The following is a 20,022-nucleotide window of genomic DNA, read 5'->3' as shown; positions in this document are numbered from 1 at the left end:
GGCGCCCCCTGAGCGCCCGCCCCGCCTGTGGTGCCCGGTCTCGCTACTCCACGGTCTTCGTGATGATCACGCTGCCCGTGCCCGCGACCGAGCCGCGGGTGTCGAGGAGCTGGACCTCGCCGAAGAGCTGGCGGCCCTCAGGTGCGGCCGAGATGGCCAGGACCGAGGCGGAGACCGGCGCCGAGGCGCCGTGGGGCAGGTCGATCACGGCCGAGTCGTCCACCGTGACCTGGCCGAGGCTGTCGGAGAAGAAGACGTCCTCGTAGTCGTAGGTGGTGGTACCGGCCGGGACCGCGTAACCGTCCACCTCGAAGGTGTAAGTACCGGGTGCCGGGTTGACGAGCACCACCGACTCCTCCGAGTCACCGTCCGCCGCCTGGCCGACGAGCACGCCGTTCCGGAAGACGTACAGGTCGAGGTCGGCCGCGGTGTCCGACGGCGAACCGATCGTCACGTCGAGCCGCGAGACGCCGGAGCCGAGGGTCAGCTCGGTGGTCTGCGTCTCACCCTGGGCGATCGTCGGCTTCGCGGTGAACGCCGAGCCCAGCGCCCCGCCCTTGAGCTTGCCCTGGAGCGCGGCGAACTCGTTGGTGACGTTCCAGGAGACCGGCGTCGGCGTACCGACCTTCGCCTCGTCCAGGGTCTTCACGGCCGGGTCGAAGGCCGCCCCGAGCGCGGAGACGGTCAGTGTGTACGGGTTGTCCAGCAGCGGCGAGGTGCGGCGCGCCTCCACCTCGATCTCCCAGACGCCCGGCAGGGGGTTGGCGTAGAACCGCGTGTCGGGCCGGCAGGTGTTCGCCGGGTTGTCGTAGTTCGGGTAGCAGTTGGTCGTCGCGGTCGGGTCGACCGGGACACCGTACGGGTGAAGGGTGATGAACCGCGTCTGGCTGCCCGCGGCGAGCCCGTCCAGGGCGACTTCCAGGGAGGTCACGCCGGCCGGCACGGTGACGAAGTACGACGTCGTGCTGTCCCGCTCGATGGTGCCGGAGCGGCTCAGCGTGTACGACGGCTGCTCGACCGGCGAGGAGACGACCACGGCCGCCGAGATCTGCGTGTCGATCCCCCGGGTGCGGGGGTTGTCCACGTTGAGCAGCGCGCTGTGCAGGCCGGCGGACTTCGGCTTCGCGGTGATCTCCACCGCCACCGGCTGGTTCAGCGGCAGCTTGACCCCCGAGACCGCCAGCCGGAAGGAGCCGTCGTTGTGCGCCCAGCCGAGCGAGTGCCACTGGTCGTCCGCCGTGCCGCTGGTACGGGTCACGGTCACCGTGTACGTACGCTTCTGGCCGGCTGTCAGGCCGCCCTCGCGGTCGTACACGCCGGTGCCGAAGCCGGGGGTCACCAGGAAGTCCGACAGGACCGTGTCGACCGGCGCCTTGACCGTGTACGTGTCGGTGGTCCCGCCCTTCTTCAGCAGCTCCCAGGCCGGGCCGACGGCGATCAGGCCGGCGCCCTGGGCGACCGTCTGGAAGCCGCGGATCTCGCGAGCGGTGCTGGTCAGCGCGGTCCGCAGCTGCGCCGGGGTGACGGTCAGGCCGCGCTGCTCGGCCGCGGACAGCAGCAGCGAGGCGGCGCCGGCGGCCTGCGGGGAGGCCATCGAGGTGCCCTGGAGCATGGCGTAACCGGGCGGCAGGGAGTACCCCGCCTCCTTCACCGGCCCGCCCGGCTCCCAGGTCGGGATGGTGTTGATCGACGCGCCCGGCGCGGTGATGACCGGCGCCAGACCGCCGTCCTCGCGCGGGCCGCGGGAGGAGAACGGCAGCAGCGAGTACGGCACGGTCACCTGGGAGCCGTAGTTGGCCGCCCAGGTCTCCTTGGAGATGGTCGCGCCTACGCTCAGCACGTGGTCGGCCAGTCCCGGGTCGCCGATGGTGTTGAGGCCGGGGCCGCTGTTGCCGGCGGAGATGACGAGCTGCACCCCGTAGGTGTCGATGAGCCGCTTGTAGAGCGCGTCACGGGCGCTGGAGCCGTCGTTGAGCGCGCCGAGGCCGCCGATGGACATGTTGACGATGTCCACGTGGCGGTTGACGACCAGGTCCATCATGCCCTCGGTGAGGGCGATGCTGGTGCAGCCGCCGCTCCACGTGCAGGCCCGCGAGGAGACGATCTTCGCGCCGGGGGCGGCGCCGTTCATCTTCCCGCCGAACAGCCCGTAGGCGCTGGTGATGCCGGCCACGTGGGTGCCGTGCTCGGACTCGATCACGCCGATGTTGACGAAGTCCGCCGTCTTGCCGATCCACGGACCGCCGAACGGGTCCATGGGGACGTCCTTGCGGATCTCCACGGTGAACGGGATCGCCTCGGCGATCGCGGTGGCCGGGTCGTCGGTGCCGAAGTACCCGATCTGGAAGCCGTCCTTGTACGGCTTCATCGCGCTCTCGTCGGTGAAGTCCGCGTTGTTGTTCAGGTCCACCCGGACGGTCCCCGCGGCCGGGTCGTAGAGCACGCCCCACACGTCGGTGGTGTCACCGTCGCGGTTGAGGTCGCCGTTCATGTCGCCGCCCTTGGTGGCGGCCTCGGAGAACCGGCTGAACTTGAACGTGCCCGCGGGGGCGGTCCAGGTGCGGCCGGAGGCGGTGAAGCCCGGCCCCGTCACCTCGGTGACCATCGCGCGCCAGGTCGCGTCGCCGTCCAGGATCGGGTCGGTCGCGGTCACCCAGTCGACGATCTTCCGCTCGCCGGTCGTGGTCTTCTGCAGCGCCGGGTGGCCGAGGTCCACCCCCGAGTCCAGGATGCCGATGGTGATGCCCCGGCCGTCCGCGGTCGGGTTGTCCTTGACGAAGTCGACCGCGCCGGTCTCGAAAGACGGCTGGTACGGGTTCTTCGCCGGGGTGTCGGCGCCCGGGCCCGGGTACGTGGTCGCGGACCCCTGGTGCGAGGCGGCGGCGGCCGTGGTGTCCGCGGCCGGGGTCGGGTCGTCCAGCACGATCTCCTGCTTGAGATCGATCGCCAGCACCGCGGGGAGCTTCTGGGCCGCCGCGATCGCCGAGTCCGCCTTGGCGGTCGGCACGGTGGCGCGGACGTAGCCGAGGTTGTCGTACGTCAGGCCGACGCTGGCGCCCTTCGCGTGCAGGGCCGCGCTGACCTGCTCGGTGTCGCCGGGCTTGGTGGCGACCATGAAGCTGACGTTCTTGTCGCCGTCGGCCTTGGCCTCGGCCAGCAGCGTGGCGTCGGCGGCGCCGAGCTTGTCGCCGTGGGCTCCGGCCTGCTTGGACGGCGCGGCCGTGGCCGGGGAGTCGGGCGCCGGGTCGGCGACCGCGAAGGCGGGCCCGGCGGCCGACAGCGTGGCGGCCAGGCCGGCCGCCAGCGCTACGCGCACCGCGCGTCTCTTCGCGGATATCTGATCGAGTGGCATGGGCATCCCTGTTCGGACGGTCGAGGTCGTGTCGTGCGAAACCGCGGGTGTCGAACCGTGTGTGTCTGTGTCTGTGTCTGTGTCGCTGTTTCGCTGCGACCCTGTGCGGCGGGGTGTCGAAGTGATCTGTGACGAAACCGTGTGCGCGTCGAGGTGATTTTCGTCGGAGTCGTGTTCGAAGTGCGGAGTCCTACGACCGCTCACATTGATGGAGTCGGGCGCTCTTTGGGGAGTATTGACCTCACCGTGGGCAGGTCATGACGTGTTTCCGCCACGCGCCATCAGCGACATAGTGCGCCCAATCGGGCACAACGGGCGCGTTCCCCTGTTCGGGTGAACGACGGGTGAGGAGCGTCCCGCGATCTGACGAGGAGTCCGGTGGCGGAGTGCGGAACCGGGTATTCGGCGTACGCGGACGAGTGTTCGACGATGGGTCGCGGGTCACGCCCTGAGTGACCGCGGTCGCGGGCCGGTGCCGGCCGGTGTCCTCGTCGCCTACCTCGGGGTGACCACCACGTAGGCGGCGGGCGAGCCGTCAGGCGAGGCCATCAGGGCGGTTCTGACGACCGCCGCCTGCTGCTCCATCGCGTCCCGGAGCTTGGCCGGAGTGACGTACACCAGCGTGATGCCCAGCGCTTCGAGGCGCTCGCGCTGCCGGGTCGCGTGCGCCCCCGCCGCCTCCTGCTCGATCCGCGCGTCGATGACGACGGCCACCGCGTGTTCCGGCCAGTACGCGTCCACCGCCCCCAGTGGCGGCCCGCCCGGCAGCGTCAGCGTCACGTTCCACACCGGGTCGGGCAGTTGGTGACAGCGCGTCATTGTGTAGAGCCGCTGCTCGGCCGCCGTCCGGCCCTCGGCCCGCAGTACGTCCAGCGCGCCGCGGACGTACAACCGGTCCAGCAGCCCGGCCCCGGCCAGCTCCCGTACCACCGCCGACGCGTCGCAGTGCCCGGCCCGTACCGCCTCGGTGAACAGCACCCGAACGGTGTCGGTGTCGTCCAGCTGTGCGACCGCGTCTGCGAGCGCGCGGGCGGCGGGCGCGCAGGGCAGTCCGCCGACGTCCTGCGGGCGGGGCAGGTCGCGGGCCCGGTGCAGGACGACGTCGCCGGCGTCCCGCAGCCGGCGCTGCCTCGTCACGAGGACGTCGATGCGGGGGAGTCCGGGCAGCGGCGGTACGCAGTCGAAGCGGTAGAGCGCGAGTGCGGCCAGTCCGGTGACCATCGCCTCCCGCCCGCCGCCGGCCGGCCCGTGCGTGCCGGGCCCCCGTCCCGCGTACAGCAGCGCGGCCCGTACCCGCTCCTCGCTGCTCGGCGGTCCCTCGTGCAGCAGGTACACCTGCGGGAGCCACTCCTGCCACGGCCCGCCGGGCCGGCACCGCTCGGCGATCACCGCGCCGGTGATTCCGTGCTCCCGCAGCTGACGGACCGTCATCACGCCTTCCCCGACCCGCGCGAGACGGTCCAGGGCGTGGGGGGTGTACTGGTTCGCGTTCATGCACCCGTGTTTCCCGCCGCCCGACCGCTCCCTAACCGCTGTTACACAGCCGTCGACAAACCGGCACAACTCTGCGCTAAAGCCAACCCCTACGCTTGCCGAGAAGGTTCTCCGCCCGCGGGCCGAGAACCGTCGCCCGGGCCCCTCCGGCAGCCGCGGGCCGAGGGGGCCTTCCGTGGCCCCCGGCCCGCCCCGACGGTGGGGACCGACGGTGGGGACCGAGACGGCGCGGCCGGCGGGTGCCGAACTCACCGCGACCCCGCACGGACCGCCGTCACCGCGCGGGGGCACGCGCGCCCGGCGGGGCGCCGCGCTCCGTGGCTAACCCTGGTCGCACGCCTGCGCGCGCAGCGCCCGCGCCAGGTCGTCGCGGGCTTCCAGGACGAGGCGCCGCAAGGCCGGCGGTGCCGCCTCGTGGGAGGCGAGCCACGCGTCGGTCGCGGCGAGCGTCGCCGGGTCGTCCTGGAGGTGGGGGAAGAGCCCGCGGACGATCGCCATGGCGATCTCGATCGAGCGGGACGCCCACACCCGCTCCAGCGCGGCGAGGTACGGCTCCACGTAGGGGACGAGCAGCTCCCGCCGGCCGGGCTGGGCGAAGCCGGCGATGGTCGCCTCCACCAGCGCGTTGGACAGCGCGTCGGACTCCACGACGTCCGCCCAGGCGGCCGCCTTCACCTCCGCGGACGGCCGGGCCGCCAGGCACCGCACGGAGTGCCGGTGCCCCGAAGCGGTGTCGTCCCGGGCACGCTCCGCCGCGATCACCGCCGCGTCCGCCTCGCCCTCGGCCGTCAGCGTCTCCAGGAACGTCCACCGCAGCTCCTGGTCCACGTCCAGCCCGTCGATCTTCGCGGTCCCGTCCAGCAGTCCCCGGAGCAACCCCAGGTCCGGCGCCGACGACGCCACCGCCGCGAAGAACCGGGCCCACGCGAGCTGGTGCCCGCTGCCCGGCTCCGCCAGCCGCAGTTCGCGCAGCGCGCCCTCGGCCAGCGTGGCGGCCGCCGCCGCCCGCCCGGACGGGGCCACGTAGTGCGTCAGCGCGGACCGTGCCTGCTGGTGCAGGGACTGCAGGACGCCGATGTCGCTCTCGCGCCCTGCGAACCGCAGCGCCAGCGCCAGGTAGTCGCCGGCCGGCATCAGCCCGTCCCTGGTCAGGTTCCACACCGCCGACCAGGCCAGCGCACGCGCCAGCGGATCGCTCAGCTCGCCCAGGTGGTCCCGCAGCGTGTCCAGTGACGCCGGGTCGAAACGGATCTTGCAGTACGTCAGGTCGTCGTCGTTGACCAGGATCAGATCGGGCCGCTCGCGCCCGGCCAGCTCTTCGACCACCGTCACCGGGCCGGCCACGTCGGTCTCGGCCCGCGCGTACCGCTCCAGCGCGCCGCCCGGCGTCCGCCGGTACAGACCCACCGCGACCCGGTGCGGGCGCAGTTCGGGGTGCGACTCCTCCGCCGTCTGGAGCACCGACAGCTCGGTGATCAGGCCCTCGGTGTCGTACACCACCTGCGGCGTGAGCGAGTTGACGCCCGCCGTCTCCAGCCAGGCCCGCGACCACGCGGCCATGTCCCGGCCCGAGGTCTCGCCGAGCACCGACAGCAGGTCGGAGAGGGTCGTGTTGCCGTACGCGTGCCGTTTGAAGTACCGCCGCGACGCCTCCAGGAACGCCTCCCGCCCCACGTACGCCACCAGTTGCTTGAGCACGGCGGCGCCCTTGGCGTAGGTGATCCCGTCGAAGTTGAGCTTGGCGTCCTCCAGGTCGCGGATCTCCGCGACCACCGGGTGCGTGGACGGCAGCTGGTCGGCGCGGTACGCCCACGCCTTGCGGCGGTTGGCGAAGGTGATCCACCCCTCGGCGTACCGCGTCGCCTCCGCCAGCGAGAAGGTGCCCATGAACTCCGCGAAGGACTCCTTGAGCCACAGGTCGTCCCACCAGCGCATGGTCACCAGGTCGCCGAACCACATGTGCGTCATCTCGTGCAGCACCACATTGGCCCGGTGCTCGTACGCCGCCCGTGTCACCTTCCCGCGGAAGACGAACTCCTCCCGGAACGTCACGCACCCCGGGTTCTCCATCGCGCTGAGGTTGTACTCGGGCACGAACGCCTGGTCGTACTTCCCGAACGGATAGGGGTAGTCGAAGTGGTCGTGGAAGAAGTCCAGGCCCTGCTTGGTCACCGTGAAGATCTCGTCCGCGTCGAAGTGCCTGGCCAGCGACTTGCGGCACAGGGCGCTCAACGGGATGTCCAGCGCCGCCCCGTCGTCGCCGGTCCGCGTGTAGTGGTCCTGCTCCACGTGGTAGGGGCCGGCGACCACGGCGGTGATGTACGTCGAGATCGGCTGCGTCTGCAGGAACCGCACGGTCGCGCCGCCGCCGTCGGCCGGAGCCGGCTCTCCGTCGGGAGCCTGGTTGCCGATCACCGTCCACCCCTCGGGTGCGGTCACCTGGAAGGTGAACGGAGCCTTCAGGTCCGGCTGTTCGAAGTTGGCGAAGACCCGGCGGGAGTCGGCCGGCTCGTACTGCGTGTAGAGGTAGACCTCGCCGTCCTCCGGGTCCTCGAAGCGGTGCAGGCCCTCGCCGGTACGGGAGTACGCGCACCGGGCGTCGACCACCAGAGTGTTGCGCTCGGCCAGGTCGTCCAGCGAGATCCGGGTCCCGTCGAAGACCGCCGCCGGGTCGAGGTCCCGGCCGTTGAGCCGTACCGACGTGACGGCCGGCGCCACCAGGTCGGCGAAGGACGAGGCGCCCGGCTGCGAGCAGCGGAAGTCGATCACCGTCGTCGAGCGGAAGGTGCGCTGCTGTCCGGGCACGCCCGGCTCCACGGCCGACCGTACGTCCAGCGCCACGTCGTACCGCTCGACGGACAGGATCGCGGCCCGCGCGCGGGCCTCCTCGCGGCTCAGGTTCTCGCCGGGCACAAGCGGGCTCCTCTTCGTCCGGTACTGGGGGCGACAGCGCATCCTCCCACGCGGGCCCCGCCGCGGCAGGTGGGGAAAGCCGGTCGTACGAGCGGTCGCGGCACAGCAGCGGCACACCGGGTCACCCGCGGACGCACCCGGGGAATGCCGTCGCGCCGCCCGTATGTTGTGCGTCACGGAAGACAGCGCCCGGCCCGGGCCGCAGCATCCCGTACGAGGAGTAGGCAGTGACCGCGACCGTCCCCGAAACCGCCCCCGAACCCGGCCGGACGCCGGCCGACTTCTGGTTCGACCCGCTCTGCCCGTGGGCGTGGATGACGTCCCGGTGGATGCTGGAGGTCGAGAAGGTCCGCCCGGTCCAGGTCCGCTGGCACGTGATGAGCCTCTCCGTGCTCAACGAGGACAAACTCGACACGCTCCCCGAGGAGGTCGCCGCCTTCCTGCGGGACGAGGGCTGGGGCCCGGTCCGCGTCGTGGTCGCCGCCCAGCAGCAGCACGGTGACGAGGTGGTCGGTCCGCTCTACACCGCGCTCGGCACCCGCTTCCACAACCAGGCTCTCCCCAAGACCCGGGAGACCCTGGTCGCCGCCCTGGAAGAGGTCGGCCTCCCCGCGAGCCTGGCCGACTACGCGGACACCGACACGTACGACACCGAACTGCGCGCCTCCCACAAGGAGGGCATCGACAAGGTCGGCCAGGAGGTCGGCACCCCGGTCGTCGCCGTGCCCGGATCCGACGGCGAGCAGATCGCCTTCTTCGGCCCGGTCGTCACCCCCACCCCGCGCGGCGCGGACGCGGCCAAGCTCTGGGACGGCACGCTGCTGGTCGCCTCCATCCCGGGCTTCTACGAGATCAAGCGCACCCGCACCAAGGGCCCCTCTTTCGACTGATCGCCTTCAAGCGGCCCGAATTGGCGGATTCCCATAGAAGTGCCGGGGTCTCGCATGCGATGGGGCGGGCGTACGAACGCCCGCCCCATCTGCCGTCACAGAGGTGAGTACGCCGCCGCCGGCGTCGCCGGCCTGCCCTGGTTCGCCGCCGGCACCTCCGGCTGGTCCATGCCCAGCTTCTGCTACATCCTCGGCATGATCCTGGCCTCCGGCGTGGTCGGCGCGCTCGCCCGCCGCGGCGCCGACCGTACGGTTCTGCGCATGGCCGCCGTCACGGTCCTCGGCTCGGCGGTCATCTACGCGATCGGGGTGCCCTACCTCGCGGTCTCCGCGTACCTGTCCGCCGGCCGGGCGGTCGACCTCGGCCTGCGCCCGTACCTTCTCGGCGACGCCCTGAAAGCGGCCCTGGCGATGGGCGCGCTGCCGACGGCCTGGCGCTTGCTGGACCGCCGCTGAGCGAGGGTGCCCCCGCTCCGGGGCACCCCGCGTGGGACACTCGTCCCCATGCGCGTGTACCTCGGCTCCGATCATGCCGGTTTCGAACTCAAGACCCACATCGCGGAGTGGCTCACCGCCGGCGGGCACGAGCCCGTGGACTGCGGCCCGTACGTCTACGAGGCGGGGGACGACTACCCGCCGTTCTGCCTCCGCGCGGCCGAGCGCACCGTGGCGGACCCCGGAAGCCTCGGGATCGTGATCGGCGGATCGGGGAACGGCGAGCAGATCGCCGCGAACAAGGTCGAGGGTGTGCGCGCGGCGCTCGCGTGGAGCGAGCAGACCGCCTCGCTCGCGCGGCAGCACAACGACGCGAACGTGCTGAGCATCGGGGCTCGGATGCACACCCTGGAAGAGGCCCTGAAGTTCGTGGAGATCTTCCTGGCCACCCCGTTCTCGCACGGGGAGCGCCACCAGCGCCGTATCGGGATGCTCGCCGCGTACGAGGAGACCGGTGAGCTGCCGCCGCTGCCGGCCGGCGGCCCCGGACAGGACTGACCCGGGCGATGCCGGAAGGCCACACGATCCACCGCCTGGCCGCCGACCACGAGGAGCGGTTCGGCGGCCGGGCCGTGCGTGCGAGCAGCCCGCAGGGCAAGTTCTCGGACGGCGCCGCCCTGCTGGACGGGCAGACGCTGGAAGCGGCCGAGGCGCACGGCAAACACCTCTTCCTGGGCTTCGGGCCCGTGGGCTGGGTCCACATCCACCTGGGGCTGATCGGGAAGTACGGCTTCGGGGACGGGCCCGCGCCCCCGCCCACCGACACCGTGCGGCTGCGCCTGGCGACGCCCGGGCACTACGCGGACCTGCGCGGGCCGGCCGCCTGCCGGCTGATCACCGACCCGGAGAAGCGGGCCGTGCACGACCGGCTCGGCCCCGATCCGCTGCGCCCCGCCGACGACCCCGGCCGGGTCTGGGCGCGGATCTCCCGCTCCCGGGTCAGCGTCGCCGCCCTGCTGATGGACCAGAAGGTGATCGCCGGGGTCGGCAACGTCTACCGCGCCGAGGTGCTGTTCCGGCACGGCGTGGACCCCTTGCTGCCGGGCCGCGCGCTGGCCGCGCCGGTGTGGGAGGCGATGTGGGCCGACCTGGCGGCGCTGATGCGCGAGGGGGTGCGCACCAACCGGATCGACACGGTACGTCCCGAGCACATGCCCGAGGCGATGGGCCGCCCGCCGCGCCGGGACGACCACGGCGGCGAGGTCTACGTCTACCGCCGCGCCGGACAGCCCTGCCTGCTGTGCGGTACGGAGGTCCGTACGCGGCCCCTCGCGGCCCGCAACCTCTTCTGGTGCCCCACCTGCCAGCCGCCCGCGGCCGGGTAGCCGTACGCGGGCCCGTACGGGAGGCGCGTCCAGGACCGCCGCCGCCCGGCCGCCCTCAGAACCCGTGCGGCAGCCATGGCTCCACCACACCGCGGAAGGCCACCGACGCCTCCGTCAGCGCGCCCGGCCGCAGTTCCCGCACCAGACCCGCGTCGGCCAGTGCCCGCAGCGACGGCCCGCCCAGGTAGGCCGCGGCCAACACCCCTACCGGCAGCGCCAGATCGGCCGGGTCCGCGGTCCGCTCGCAGACCGCGCCCTTCGCGTCGCCGGTCAGCCGCCAGCGGCCGGTGTTGGCCGGGAAGAAGGCGTCCTCGACGTCGAGCACCACGTCCACCGGGCCCGCGTAGGTGCGCGCCGCGAGCGCCGCGCCGACATCCACCAGCCGCAGGTGCACGCCGTCGCGCAGGCCGATCTCGCAGCGGCGCATGTCCGAGGCGAGGTGCAGCAGCGGGTCGTCGGCGGGGCGATTGCGGAAGACGAGCCGCGAGGTGAGGTCGATGCCCGCGAGGTAACGCCACAGCGCCGCGTACGTCACCGGATCGAGTGCTTCGACGTCCCGCAGGTTCACCGTGCCGTCGGCACCCGCGTTGTTCCAGCCCGACCGCACCGAGTAGCGCGCGTAGCCCCGTACTTCACCGTCCACCTCGGCCAGGACGCACAGCAGCTCGCCGGCGCCGGCCCGGTCCTCCGGCGGGTCGAGCACCGGCAGCGCGTCCCAGCCCGGCTGCCGGGCGAGCATGCCGGGTCGTGCCGGGATCCTCCGCGCGTACACCGACTCGCAGCTCTCTCGGCCCTCGGCCGCGGGCACCAGCCGCATCCGTACCGCGTCCACGCCCTTCGGGGCGGCGAAGACCACCCGCGTGGAGTCGACCGAGGCGTACATCTGCCGGGCCGCGATGCCGTAACCGAATCGGCCGTAGATCACCGGCTCGGAGGCCGTCAGGATCGCGACGGACTCGCCGCGTTCGCGGAAGTCGTCGAGCTGCCTGCGCATCATCGAGGTGAGCACGCCGCGGCGGCGGTGGGTCGGCTGCACGCTGACCATCGTGACGCCCGCCACGTCCAGCGGGGCGCCGCCCGGGACGGTCATCCGGAACGAGAAGGCGCCCGCCGTGCCGACGATGCCGTCGTCGTCCCAGACCGCCAACGACCGTTCCACCTCGGTGAGCCGACGCCACAGCTCGCGCTCCTGCGAGGCGTCGAGCATCCCGCCGAACGCCCGCCCGAGGCGGTCGAAAAACGTGTCCCACTGATCGGGTTCCAGCACTCGCACATCGGTCGTCATCCTCCCTGCCTACCAGCCGGACGGGGCGCCGGGCGAACGTATTTCCGCACCCCGCCCACGCGTGGGCGGCACAGCTCACAGGCCACGCGCCCTGCACGGCCGGGCCGTCGCTCGGTAGGGTCGCCGGGACATGGCAAAAGGTGTGGCGGGCGACGGAACCGGGCTCAGGTGGCGCAGGCGGCTGCGCCGGGCCCGGCTCGGTGTGCGCCGCTCCGCCGTCGACTACTTCCGCGGCGACGCCCCGGACTGGACCGGCCTGGCCGTCATCGTCCTCACCGTTCCGGCGCTCGCCGTCACCACCGTGATCGTGCCCGTCTGGTGCCCGCCCAGCGCGCTCGTCCTGCCGATCCTGGCCGGCGGGCTGCTGCTGCGCCCGGCCAGCCTGCTGCTGATCTACGCGGCCTGCGCCGTCGCCCTGGTCGCGGAGTCGGCGGTGCTTGGCCCGTACGGGGAAGGCCCGGCGCGGGTCACCCCGGGAACGGTGCTGGTGGTGACCGCGGTGGCGCTGGCCGGGCTGATCATCGCGCAGTTCCGGGCGCGGGTGGGCGTGCCCTGGCGGCGCGGCCACACCATGCTCTTCGACCTGCGCGAACGCATCCGGGTGCAGAGCAGGCTGCCGCGGCTGCCCGGCGGCTGGCACGCCGAGATGGCGCTGCGGCCGGCCGGCGGCCAGTCCTTCTCCGGCGACTTCGTGGTCGCCACCCGCACCGCGGGCGGCCGGGTCCTGGAGGCGGTCCTCACCGACGTCTCCGGCAAGGGCATGGACGCCGCCTCCCGTTCCCTGCTGCTGTCCGGGGCGTTCGGCGGCCTGCTGGGCTCGCTGCCGCCGCACGCCTTCCTCGGCGCCGCCAACGGCTATCTGCTGCGGCAGAACTGGGACGAGGGCTTCGCCACCTCCGTCCACCTCGTCCTGGACCTGGAGAGCGGCGACTACGAACTGCTGTCCGCGGGGCACCTGCCCGGTGTCCAACTGCACGCCGGCAGCGGACGGTGGGAGGAGAAGGCGGCCGAGGGGCCGCTGCTCGGGGTGTACGACGGCGCCGAATTCCACGGCGTGAAGGGGACGCTGAGCTCCGGCGACGTGCTGCTGCTCTTCACCGACGGCCTGGTGGAGACCGCCGACCGCGACATCACCGAGGGCATTGACCGGCTCATCGGCGCGGCGGACCGGCTCGTCGCGACCGGATTCCGCGGTTCCGCCTGGCGGTTGATCGAGGCGGTGGCCAAAGACGTCAACGACGACCGGGCGTTGCTCGTGGTGTGCCGCGACTAGCCCCCGGGAATGGGACTATGAGCCACACAGGTGTCGGAAGCCCGGTCGGCTCACCGCTGTCGGTGGCCGATGGCACCATGAGTGCGGGCGGGGCGGGGGCGCGGTTCCCGGACCGGCATGGAATTACCGAAAGAGGAAGTGATCCGCTGTGGTTATCTCCCTGTCCGTCGTGGTGTTGCTGGCGATCGTCCTGGTGGTGATGATCCGGAGCAAGTCCCTCAAGGTGGGACCGGCGGTCGTGGCCGCCCTCTTCGGCTTCTTCCTCGCTTCGACGAACATGGCGCCGTCCGTCAACCGCTTCCTGACGTCACTGGCCGACACCATCAACCAGATAAAGCTCTGAGGCGGCCTGGGCCTGCGGTGCGGCCTCCAGCACGCCCCTCAGGATCCCGTCGGCGTCGGCGTCGGCGTCGGCGTCTTGCGCCCCTGCCGCCCCCGCCGTGCCGGCGGCCAGCAGGGCCGCGAGGACGGCGATACGGGCCTGCCCCGGACGCAGCGTGCCGGCCAGCCGGGCCCCGGCGGCCACCAGGTCCACCGCTCCGCCGCCGGTGTACAGCGGTGCCACCGCCCCTGCCGCCACCCGAGTGCTGACCGCCACCAGGACGCCGTCCGCGGTGGCCTTGCGTACCGCGTCGGCGATCTCCGGGGTGGCGTTGCCCGCCCCGGTGCCGACCAGGACGACGCCGCGTGCCCCGGCGGCCAGTGAGGCGTCGAGCAGGACGGTGTCGCCGTCGCTGTGGTGCATCACGATGTCCACCCGCGGCGCGGTGACGCCCTCGGCGGGCAGCGGCAGCGCCCTGGGCCGCGGCCGGCGCCGGGCCCAGCTCACCCGGCCGAACTGGACCCGGCCCAGCGGCGTTCCGTCCGGGTCGCCGAAGGCGCGCGCGTCCACGGTGTGCTTCTTCACGGTGCCGCGGGCCGCGAAGACCTGGCCCGCGAAGACGATCACGACGCCGATGTCCTGGCCGGTCGCGGCGGTCAGCAGCGCGTCGTAGAGGTTCCCGGCGGCGTCCCCGTCCTCCGCGTCCAGCGGCTGCTGCGCGCCGGTGAAGACCACCGGGCGGCGGTCGGCGTGGAACAGGTCGAGGAAGAAGGCGGACTCCTCCAGGGTGTCCGTACCGTGCGTGACCACGACGCCGTCCACGGCGGGGTCGGCCAGCACGTCGTGCACCGTGTGCAGCAGCCGGAGCTGGTGGTCCGTGGTCAGCCGCGAACTGTTGACCGTGAAGAGGTCCACCACCCGTACATCCACGCCCTCGGGCACGGCGCCGGCGGCGAGCACCTCCTGCCCCGCGGCCTCGGCCGCGTACCCGTCGCCCTGCCAGCGGCTGGCAATGGTGCCTCCCGTGCTGATGACCACAACGCGTCGCACGATGCTCCTGCCTCCCTCTAGTACGCCTGGTACGCAGTTTCCTCCAGCACAATGATATGCGCGTAGACTTGCCATATGATTGCGAATACGCGCCAGTATTCGCCTTTGATCATGTTAGAAATCACTCTCATGGACGCTATCGACAGACGAATCTTGCGCGAGCTGCAGGCCGACGGCCGCCTCACCAACCAGGAACTGGCCCAGCGCGTCGGCCTCACCCCGTCCCCGTGCCTGCGCCGCGTCCGCCAACTGGAGGACGACGGCGTCATCCAGACCTACCGCGCCGTGGTCGACCCGGTCGCGGTCGGCCGCGGCTTCGAGGTCTTCGCCTCCGTCGAGGTCCGCCGCGACCGCGACTCCGTCGCCGCCTTCGAGGCCGAGCTCCAGTCCACCCCCGACGTCGTCGAGGCCTATCGCCTCTACGGCGCGCCCGGCTGCCTGCTGCGCATCGCGGTGGCCGACTCCGACGCCTACGAACGCTTCTGGACCGAGAAGCTCATCGCCCTCCCGGGCGTGACCGACGTCAACTCCCAGATGATCATGAAGCGCATCAAGAACCCCCAGGGCCTCCCGGTCGACTGACTCCCGGGTCCGGCGATCCGCCCGCGAGCACGCCACGCCGGCGGCTGTCGGGTTCTGGGGTCGCGCCCGGCGGGAAGCTCCCGGCCGGAGGCCGGTGCCGGTGCGCCGACCGTCGCCGGGGCGTACGCCCCGCCGCGCGTCAAGCGGCTGCCGGCCGGAACGGGCAGGTCGGGAGCGCGGGCGGCTGGAACGAGAGCGGGAAAGGCAACGGCCCAGGAAGCGGAATCCCTCCGCGACATGGGCCGCTGCCATGTGGAGCGGGCGACGGGAATCGAACCCGCGTAGCTAGTTTGGAAGACTAGGGCTCTACCATTGAGCTACGCCCGCAGTGACAGAGATTCTGGCACATCGCATGGTAGCCGGTCGAACCGGTGCCGTGGTGGGTGAAATAACGGCTGCCCACACGTACGGGGACATGTACTCTACGTGTCGCACCAGCGGGGTGTGGCGCAGCTTGGTAGCGCGTCCGCTTTGGGAGCGGAAGGCCGTCGGTTCGAATCCGGCCACCCCGACCAGTAGTTCCGTATGGGCCGGGGCGCGGGGTCGCGGACAACCGGTCGCCGGGCGTGGCAGGCCGTCGTACGACCCCGCCCGCGACCTTTGTGGTACCGGTAGGATGGGCCGCTGGCGACCGAGCAGGCGGCGTGGCCGCGTACGGCATGTCATGACGGCATGTCCCGCGAGGTGCCCCCATCAACGTAAAGCCCCCAAGGAGACCCAACCGTGAAGAGCGCCGTCGAGACTCTGAACCCGACCCGGGTTCGACTCACTGTCGAGGTGCCCTTCGAGGAGCTCAAGCCCAGCCTCGACGCGGCGTACAAGAAGATCAACCAGCAGGTCACGGTGCCGGGCTTCCGCAAGGGCAAGATCCCTGCGCGCGTCATCGACCAGCGGTTCGGCCGTGGCGCGGTCCTCGAAGAGGCCATCAACGACGCGCTGCCGAAGTTCTACACGGAGGCGGTCAACGAGGGTGAGCTGAACGTGCTCGGCCAGCCCGACGTGGACATCACCGAGTTCAACGACGGCGACGAGCTGAAGTTCACCGCCGAGGTGGACATCCGCCCGACCATCGAGATCCCGGACTACTCCGGCATCGAGGTCGTGGTGGACGCCATCGAGGTCTCCGAGGAGGACGTCGACAAGTCCCTGGAGCAGCTCCGCGACCGCTTCGCCTCGACCACCCCCGCCGAGCGGCCGGCCGCCGACGGCGACCTCGTCGTGGTCGACCTGGAGGCCTCGGTCGACGGCACGGTGCTGGAGGACGGCGTCGCCAAGGGCGTCAGCTACACCATCGGCTCCGGCCAGCTCCTCGACGGCATCGACGAGGCCGTGATCGGCCTGGAGAAGGGCGGCTCGGCCACCTTCACCTCCGAGCTCAAGGGCGGCTCCGCGGCCGGCCGCGAGGCGACCGTCAAGGTCGACGTCACCGACGTGCAGGAGCGCGAACTGCCCGAGCTGGACGACGACTTCGCCCAGCTCGCCTCCGAGTTCGACACCCTCGAGGAGCTGCGCGCCGACAGCCGCACGCGCCTGGAGCGGATGAAGTCGTACGACCAGGCCACCCAGGCCCAGGAGAAGGTCCTCGACGCCCTCATCGAGCTGGCCGAGGTCCCGGTCCCGGAGAAGCTGCTCAAGGACGAGGTCGAGACCCGCACCCACAACCTGGAGCACCACCAGTTCCCGTCCATGGGGCTGACCTGGGAGACGTACCTGGAGCGCGAGGGCAAGACGCGCGAGGAGTACGACGCGGAGCTGGAGCAGCAGGCGGTCAAGGGCATCAAGACCCAGTTCATCCTGGACGAGCTGGTCAACAAGGAGAAGCTGTCGGTGAACCAGGAGGAGCTCACCGAGCACCTCATGCGCCGCGCCGCCACCTCCGGTATGACCCCGGACCAGTTCGCGCAGGCCGTCGTCGAGGGCGGCCAGGTGCCGATGCTGGTCGGCGAGGTCGCCCGCGGCAAGGCTCTGGCCGTGGTCGTCGAGGCCGTGACGGTCACCGACACCAACGGTGAGACGGTGGACCTGGCGGACGAGGAGGACGAGGACGGGGAGACGGTCACCGCCTCCTCCGAGGCCGGGGCCGAGGCGTCCGACACCGCCGAGGGCACCACCGCCGAGGACGCGGCTCCCGTGGACGCCGCCGAAGGGGAGGGCGACGACCCGGCCGCCAAGGCCTGATCCGGCCCCCGCACACCGTGTGACGGGCCCGGACGCCGCCCGCGTCCGGGCCCGTACCCGTACACCGCGACCGCACCCGTGCCGCACCCGACCCGTACCCCCGTTTCGCCCTCCCGTGGCCACCCTGCGCTCACAGCGAACAGTTCGCCGTACGGGATTGCCGGGCCCCACCTGCGCGTTAGGGTCCGTAAGTAGGTGGGCCCCCCGGGCCCTGACGAAGACCCTGTGACGGCCTGACGACCGTCCGACAACGAGCAGGTGGATACGTGACGACTCCGATGCCTTCCGCCGCCGGCGAGCCGACTTTCGGTGGCCTCGGCGACCAGGTCTACAACCGACTGCTCGGCGAGCGAATCATCTTCCTCGGCCAGGCGGTCGACGACGACATCGCCAACAAGATCACCGCACAGCTCCTCCTCCTGGCCGCGGAGCCGGACAAGGACATCTACCTCTACATCAACAGCCCGGGCGGCTCCGTGACCGCCGGCATGGCCATCTACGACACGATGCAGTTCATCAAGAACGACGTCGTCACGATCGCCATGGGCATGGCTGCCTCGATGGGCCAGTTCCTGCTCACCGCGGGGACTCCCGGCAAGCGGTTCGCGCTGCCGAACACCCGCATCCTGATGCACCAGCCCTCCGCGGGCCTGGGCGGCTCCGCCACCGACATCAAGATCCAGGCCGAACAGCTTCTGCACACCAAGCGCCGGATGGCCGAACTGATCGCGCAGCACTCCGGCCAGACCTTCGAGCAGATCACCAAGGACTCCGACCGCGACCGCTGGTTCTCCGCCGAGGAGGCCAAGGAGTACGGGCTGCTGGACGGCGTCATGCTGTCCGCCGCGCATGTCCCCGGCGGCGGCGGCACCGGAGCCGGCGGCCCCGGCGCCTGAGCCCGGCCGCGCGCCCGGGCACCGCACGGCCCGAGCCCACGGGCACCGGCCCGGCCCCGCCCCCCAGATCCCTCGAAGCTCTTCATCACCAGGACGGTGGACGTGAACCCCTTGAACTTCCCCGGTAGCGGCCTGTACGAGCGCACCATGGCCGAGCGGCCCGGTGTGTTCGGCGCCGAGGCCCGCTATGTCATCCCGCGCTTCGTCGAGCGCACCTCGCAGGGCATCCGCGAGTACGACCCGTACGCGAAGCTGTTCGAGGAGCGGGTGATCTTCCTCGGCGTGCAGATCGACGACGCCTCCGCCAACGACGTCATGGCGCAGCTGCTCTGCCTGGAGTCGATGGACCCCGACCGCGACATCTCGGTCTACATCAACAGCCCCGGTGGCTCCTTCACCGCCCTGACGGCCATCTACGACACGATGCAGTTCGTCAAGCCCGACATCCAGACGGTCTGCATGGGCCAGGCGGCCTCCGCGGCGGCCGTGCTGCTCGCGGCCGGCAGCCCCGGCAAGCGGATGGCGCTGCCCAACGCCCGGGTGCTGATCCACCAGCCGTACAGCGAGACCGGCCGCGGCCAGGTGTCCGACCTGGAGATCGCCGCCAACGAGATCATCCGGATGCGGCAGCAGCTGGAGGAGATGCTGGCCAAGCACTCCACGACGCCGATCGAGCAGATCCGCGACGACATCGAGCGGGACAAGATCCTCACCGCCGAGGAGTCGCTTTCCTACGGTCTGATCGACCAGATCGTGTCCACCCGCAAGAGCTCCGTGAACGTCTGACTGTCCGGTAAAGGGTTCCGGCGCGCCCGTGGCCCTCCTTGGACTCGGTGAGCGAGTACGTCCAAGGGGGGCCCGCACGGGGGGCGCGGCAAGGTACCGTCGATGAGAGAAGCACCAGGCTCCGTTGAAGGCCGGCGGATCCCAGGCGAAGGGGAAACACCTCGTGGCACGCATCGGTGACGGTGGAGACCTGCTGAAGTGCTCGTTCTGCGGAAAGAGCCAGAAGCAGGTGAAGAAGCTCATCGCAGGCCCGGGTGTGTACATCTGCGACGAGTGCATCGACCTCTGCAACGAGATCATCGAGGAGGAGCTCGCCGAGTCCTCCGAGGTGCGCTGGGAGGACCTGCCCAAGCCGCGCGAGATCTACGAGTTCCTGGAGAGCTACGTCGTCGGGCAGGAGCCCGCGAAGAAGGCGCTCTCGGTCGCGGTCTACAACCACTACAAGCGCGTTCAGGCGGGTGAGAACGGCCGCCCCGGCCACGACGACGGCATCGAGCTGGCCAAGTCGAACATCCTGCTGCTCGGTCCCACCGGCTCCGGCAAGACCCTGCTGGCCCAGACCCTGGCCCGGATGCTCAACGTGCCCTTCGCCATCGCCGACGCGACCGCCCTCACCGAGGCCGGGTACGTGGGCGAGGACGTCGAGAACATCCTGCTCAAGCTGATCCAGGCGGCGGACTACGACGTCAAGAAGGCCGAGACCGGGATCATCTACATCGACGAGATCGACAAGGTCGCCAGGAAGAGCGAGAACCCGTCGATCACCCGGGACGTCTCCGGCGAGGGCGTGCAGCAGGCGCTGCTGAAGATCCTGGAGGGCACCACCGCCTCGGTGCCGCCGCAGGGGGGCCGCAAGCATCCCCACCAGGAGTTCATCCAGATCGACACGACGAACGTCCTGTTCATCGTGGGCGGTGCGTTCGCTGGCCTGGAGAAGCTGGTCGAGTCGCGCAACGGCAAGAAGGGCCTCGGCTTCGGCAGCGAGCTGCACTCGCCCAAGGACCTCGCCGACTCGATCCACGAGGTGATGCCCGAGGACCTGATGAAGTTCGGGCTCATCCCCGAGTTCATCGGACGCTTGCCGGTCATCACGACGGTGAGCCCGCTCGACCGCGACGCGCTGGTCCAGATCCTCACCGAGCCGCGCAACGCCCTGGTCAAGCAGTACAAGAAGATGTTCG

At 71.4% G+C, this 20,022-nt stretch carries 15 protein-coding genes, 2 tRNA genes and 1 pseudogene; 12 read left to right on the top strand and 6 right to left on the bottom strand.

Annotated features, from left to right (window positions below):
- Positions 1-43: 43 nt before the first annotated feature.
- The 3 genes from VIW71_RS20735 to pepN form a co-directional block, all read right to left on the bottom strand.
- Entirely contained in the window at positions 44-3,352 is a 3,309-nt protein-coding gene (locus VIW71_RS20735) for a S8 family serine peptidase (RefSeq protein WP_331623920.1), read from the bottom strand.
- Between the two features lie 495 nt (positions 3,353-3,847).
- On the bottom strand, positions 3,848-4,846 hold the full coding sequence (locus VIW71_RS20730; protein ID WP_331623919.1) for a hypothetical protein: 999 nt from the start codon (positions 4,844-4,846) through the stop codon (positions 3,848-3,850).
- 321 nt (positions 4,847-5,167) lie between these two features.
- Positions 5,168-7,759, bottom strand: coding sequence for an aminopeptidase N (gene pepN / locus VIW71_RS20725; protein WP_331623918.1), 2,592 nt, complete (start codon positions 7,757-7,759; stop codon positions 5,168-5,170).
- Positions 7,760-7,986: 227 nt separating this feature from the next.
- Here pepN and VIW71_RS20720 point away from each other — a divergent pair, with 227 nt between their 5' ends.
- The 4 genes and pseudogenes from VIW71_RS20720 (at position 7,987) to VIW71_RS20705 (ending at position 10,469) form a co-directional block, all read left to right on the top strand.
- Positions 7,987-8,649: a DsbA family protein gene (locus VIW71_RS20720; protein ID WP_331623917.1), complete on the top strand. Its 663-nt coding sequence runs from the start codon at positions 7,987-7,989 to the stop codon at positions 8,647-8,649.
- Positions 8,650-8,673: 24 nt separating this feature from the next.
- Positions 8,674-9,105 (top strand): annotated as a pseudogene (locus tag VIW71_RS20715) (biotin transporter BioY); the annotation flags it as partial.
- Positions 9,106-9,153: 48 nt separating this feature from the next.
- The gene (locus tag VIW71_RS20710) at positions 9,154-9,642 is read left to right on the top strand and encodes a ribose-5-phosphate isomerase (RefSeq protein WP_331623916.1); all 489 of its coding nucleotides are present in this window, start codon (positions 9,154-9,156) and stop codon (positions 9,640-9,642) included.
- Between the two features lie 8 nt (positions 9,643-9,650).
- Entirely contained in the window at positions 9,651-10,469 is an 819-nt protein-coding gene (locus tag VIW71_RS20705; protein WP_331623915.1) for an Fpg/Nei family DNA glycosylase, read from the top strand.
- A gap of 55 nt (positions 10,470-10,524) precedes the next feature.
- Here VIW71_RS20705 and VIW71_RS20700 read toward each other — a convergent pair whose 3' ends face one another.
- A complete protein-coding gene (locus VIW71_RS20700) occupies positions 10,525-11,754 on the bottom strand; it encodes a GNAT family N-acetyltransferase (protein ID WP_331623914.1) in 1,230 nt (409 codons plus the stop codon).
- 130 nt (positions 11,755-11,884) lie between these two features.
- On the opposite strand from VIW71_RS20700, the gene VIW71_RS20695 reads away from it, so the two are divergent.
- On the top strand, positions 11,885-13,027 hold the full coding sequence (locus VIW71_RS20695; RefSeq protein ID WP_331623913.1) for a PP2C family protein-serine/threonine phosphatase: 1,143 nt from the start codon (positions 11,885-11,887) through the stop codon (positions 13,025-13,027).
- A 148-nt stretch (positions 13,028-13,175) separates the two neighbouring features.
- Positions 13,176-13,370 carry a hypothetical protein gene (locus tag VIW71_RS20690; RefSeq protein WP_331623912.1) on the top strand — a complete coding sequence of 65 codons (195 nt, stop codon included), beginning with the start codon at positions 13,176-13,178 and terminating at the stop codon, positions 13,368-13,370.
- On the opposite strand, the gene VIW71_RS20685 is transcribed toward VIW71_RS20690, so the two are convergent.
- Complete coding sequence (locus tag VIW71_RS20685) at positions 13,335-14,399, bottom strand: asparaginase (protein WP_331623911.1); 1,065 nt, start codon at positions 14,397-14,399, stop codon at positions 13,335-13,337. The genes VIW71_RS20690 and VIW71_RS20685 overlap by 36 nt on opposite strands.
- A gap of 129 nt (positions 14,400-14,528) precedes the next feature.
- Here VIW71_RS20685 and VIW71_RS20680 point away from each other — a divergent pair, with 129 nt between their 5' ends.
- Positions 14,529-14,981 carry an Lrp/AsnC family transcriptional regulator gene (locus tag VIW71_RS20680; protein ID WP_331623910.1) on the top strand — a complete coding sequence of 151 codons (453 nt, stop codon included), beginning with the start codon at positions 14,529-14,531 and terminating at the stop codon, positions 14,979-14,981.
- A gap of 253 nt (positions 14,982-15,234) precedes the next feature.
- Here VIW71_RS20680 and VIW71_RS20675 read toward each other — a convergent pair.
- Positions 15,235-15,308, bottom strand: a tRNA-Gly gene (locus VIW71_RS20675).
- Positions 15,309-15,419: 111 nt separating this feature from the next.
- On the opposite strand from VIW71_RS20675, the gene VIW71_RS20670 reads away from it, so the two are divergent.
- The 5 genes from VIW71_RS20670 to clpX all read left to right on the top strand — a co-directional run.
- A tRNA-Pro gene (locus tag VIW71_RS20670) sits at positions 15,420-15,496 on the top strand.
- Positions 15,497-15,704: 208 nt separating this feature from the next.
- Complete coding sequence (tig, locus tag VIW71_RS20665) at positions 15,705-17,159, top strand: trigger factor (protein ID WP_331623909.1); 1,455 nt, start codon at positions 15,705-15,707, stop codon at positions 17,157-17,159.
- Between the two features lie 278 nt (positions 17,160-17,437).
- Positions 17,438-18,055 (top strand): ATP-dependent Clp protease proteolytic subunit, encoded by a 618-nt coding sequence (locus VIW71_RS20660; RefSeq protein WP_331623954.1) that lies wholly within the window; start codon positions 17,438-17,440, stop codon positions 18,053-18,055.
- Positions 18,056-18,202: 147 nt separating this feature from the next.
- Positions 18,203-18,841, top strand: coding sequence for an ATP-dependent Clp protease proteolytic subunit (locus VIW71_RS20655; RefSeq protein ID WP_414720799.1), 639 nt, complete (start codon positions 18,203-18,205; stop codon positions 18,839-18,841).
- 163 nt (positions 18,842-19,004) lie between these two features.
- Positions 19,005-20,022: ATP-dependent Clp protease ATP-binding subunit ClpX (gene clpX, locus VIW71_RS20650; RefSeq protein WP_331623908.1), on the top strand; the 1,018-nt coding region annotated here is incomplete at its 3' end.

Origin of the sequence: Streptomyces sp. (genome assembly GCF_036524955.1) — a bacterium.
In the GTDB taxonomy this organism is placed as follows: Bacteria; Actinomycetota; Actinomycetes; order Streptomycetales; family Streptomycetaceae; genus Actinacidiphila.
This window is presented reverse-complemented; position numbering and strand designations above follow the sequence as displayed.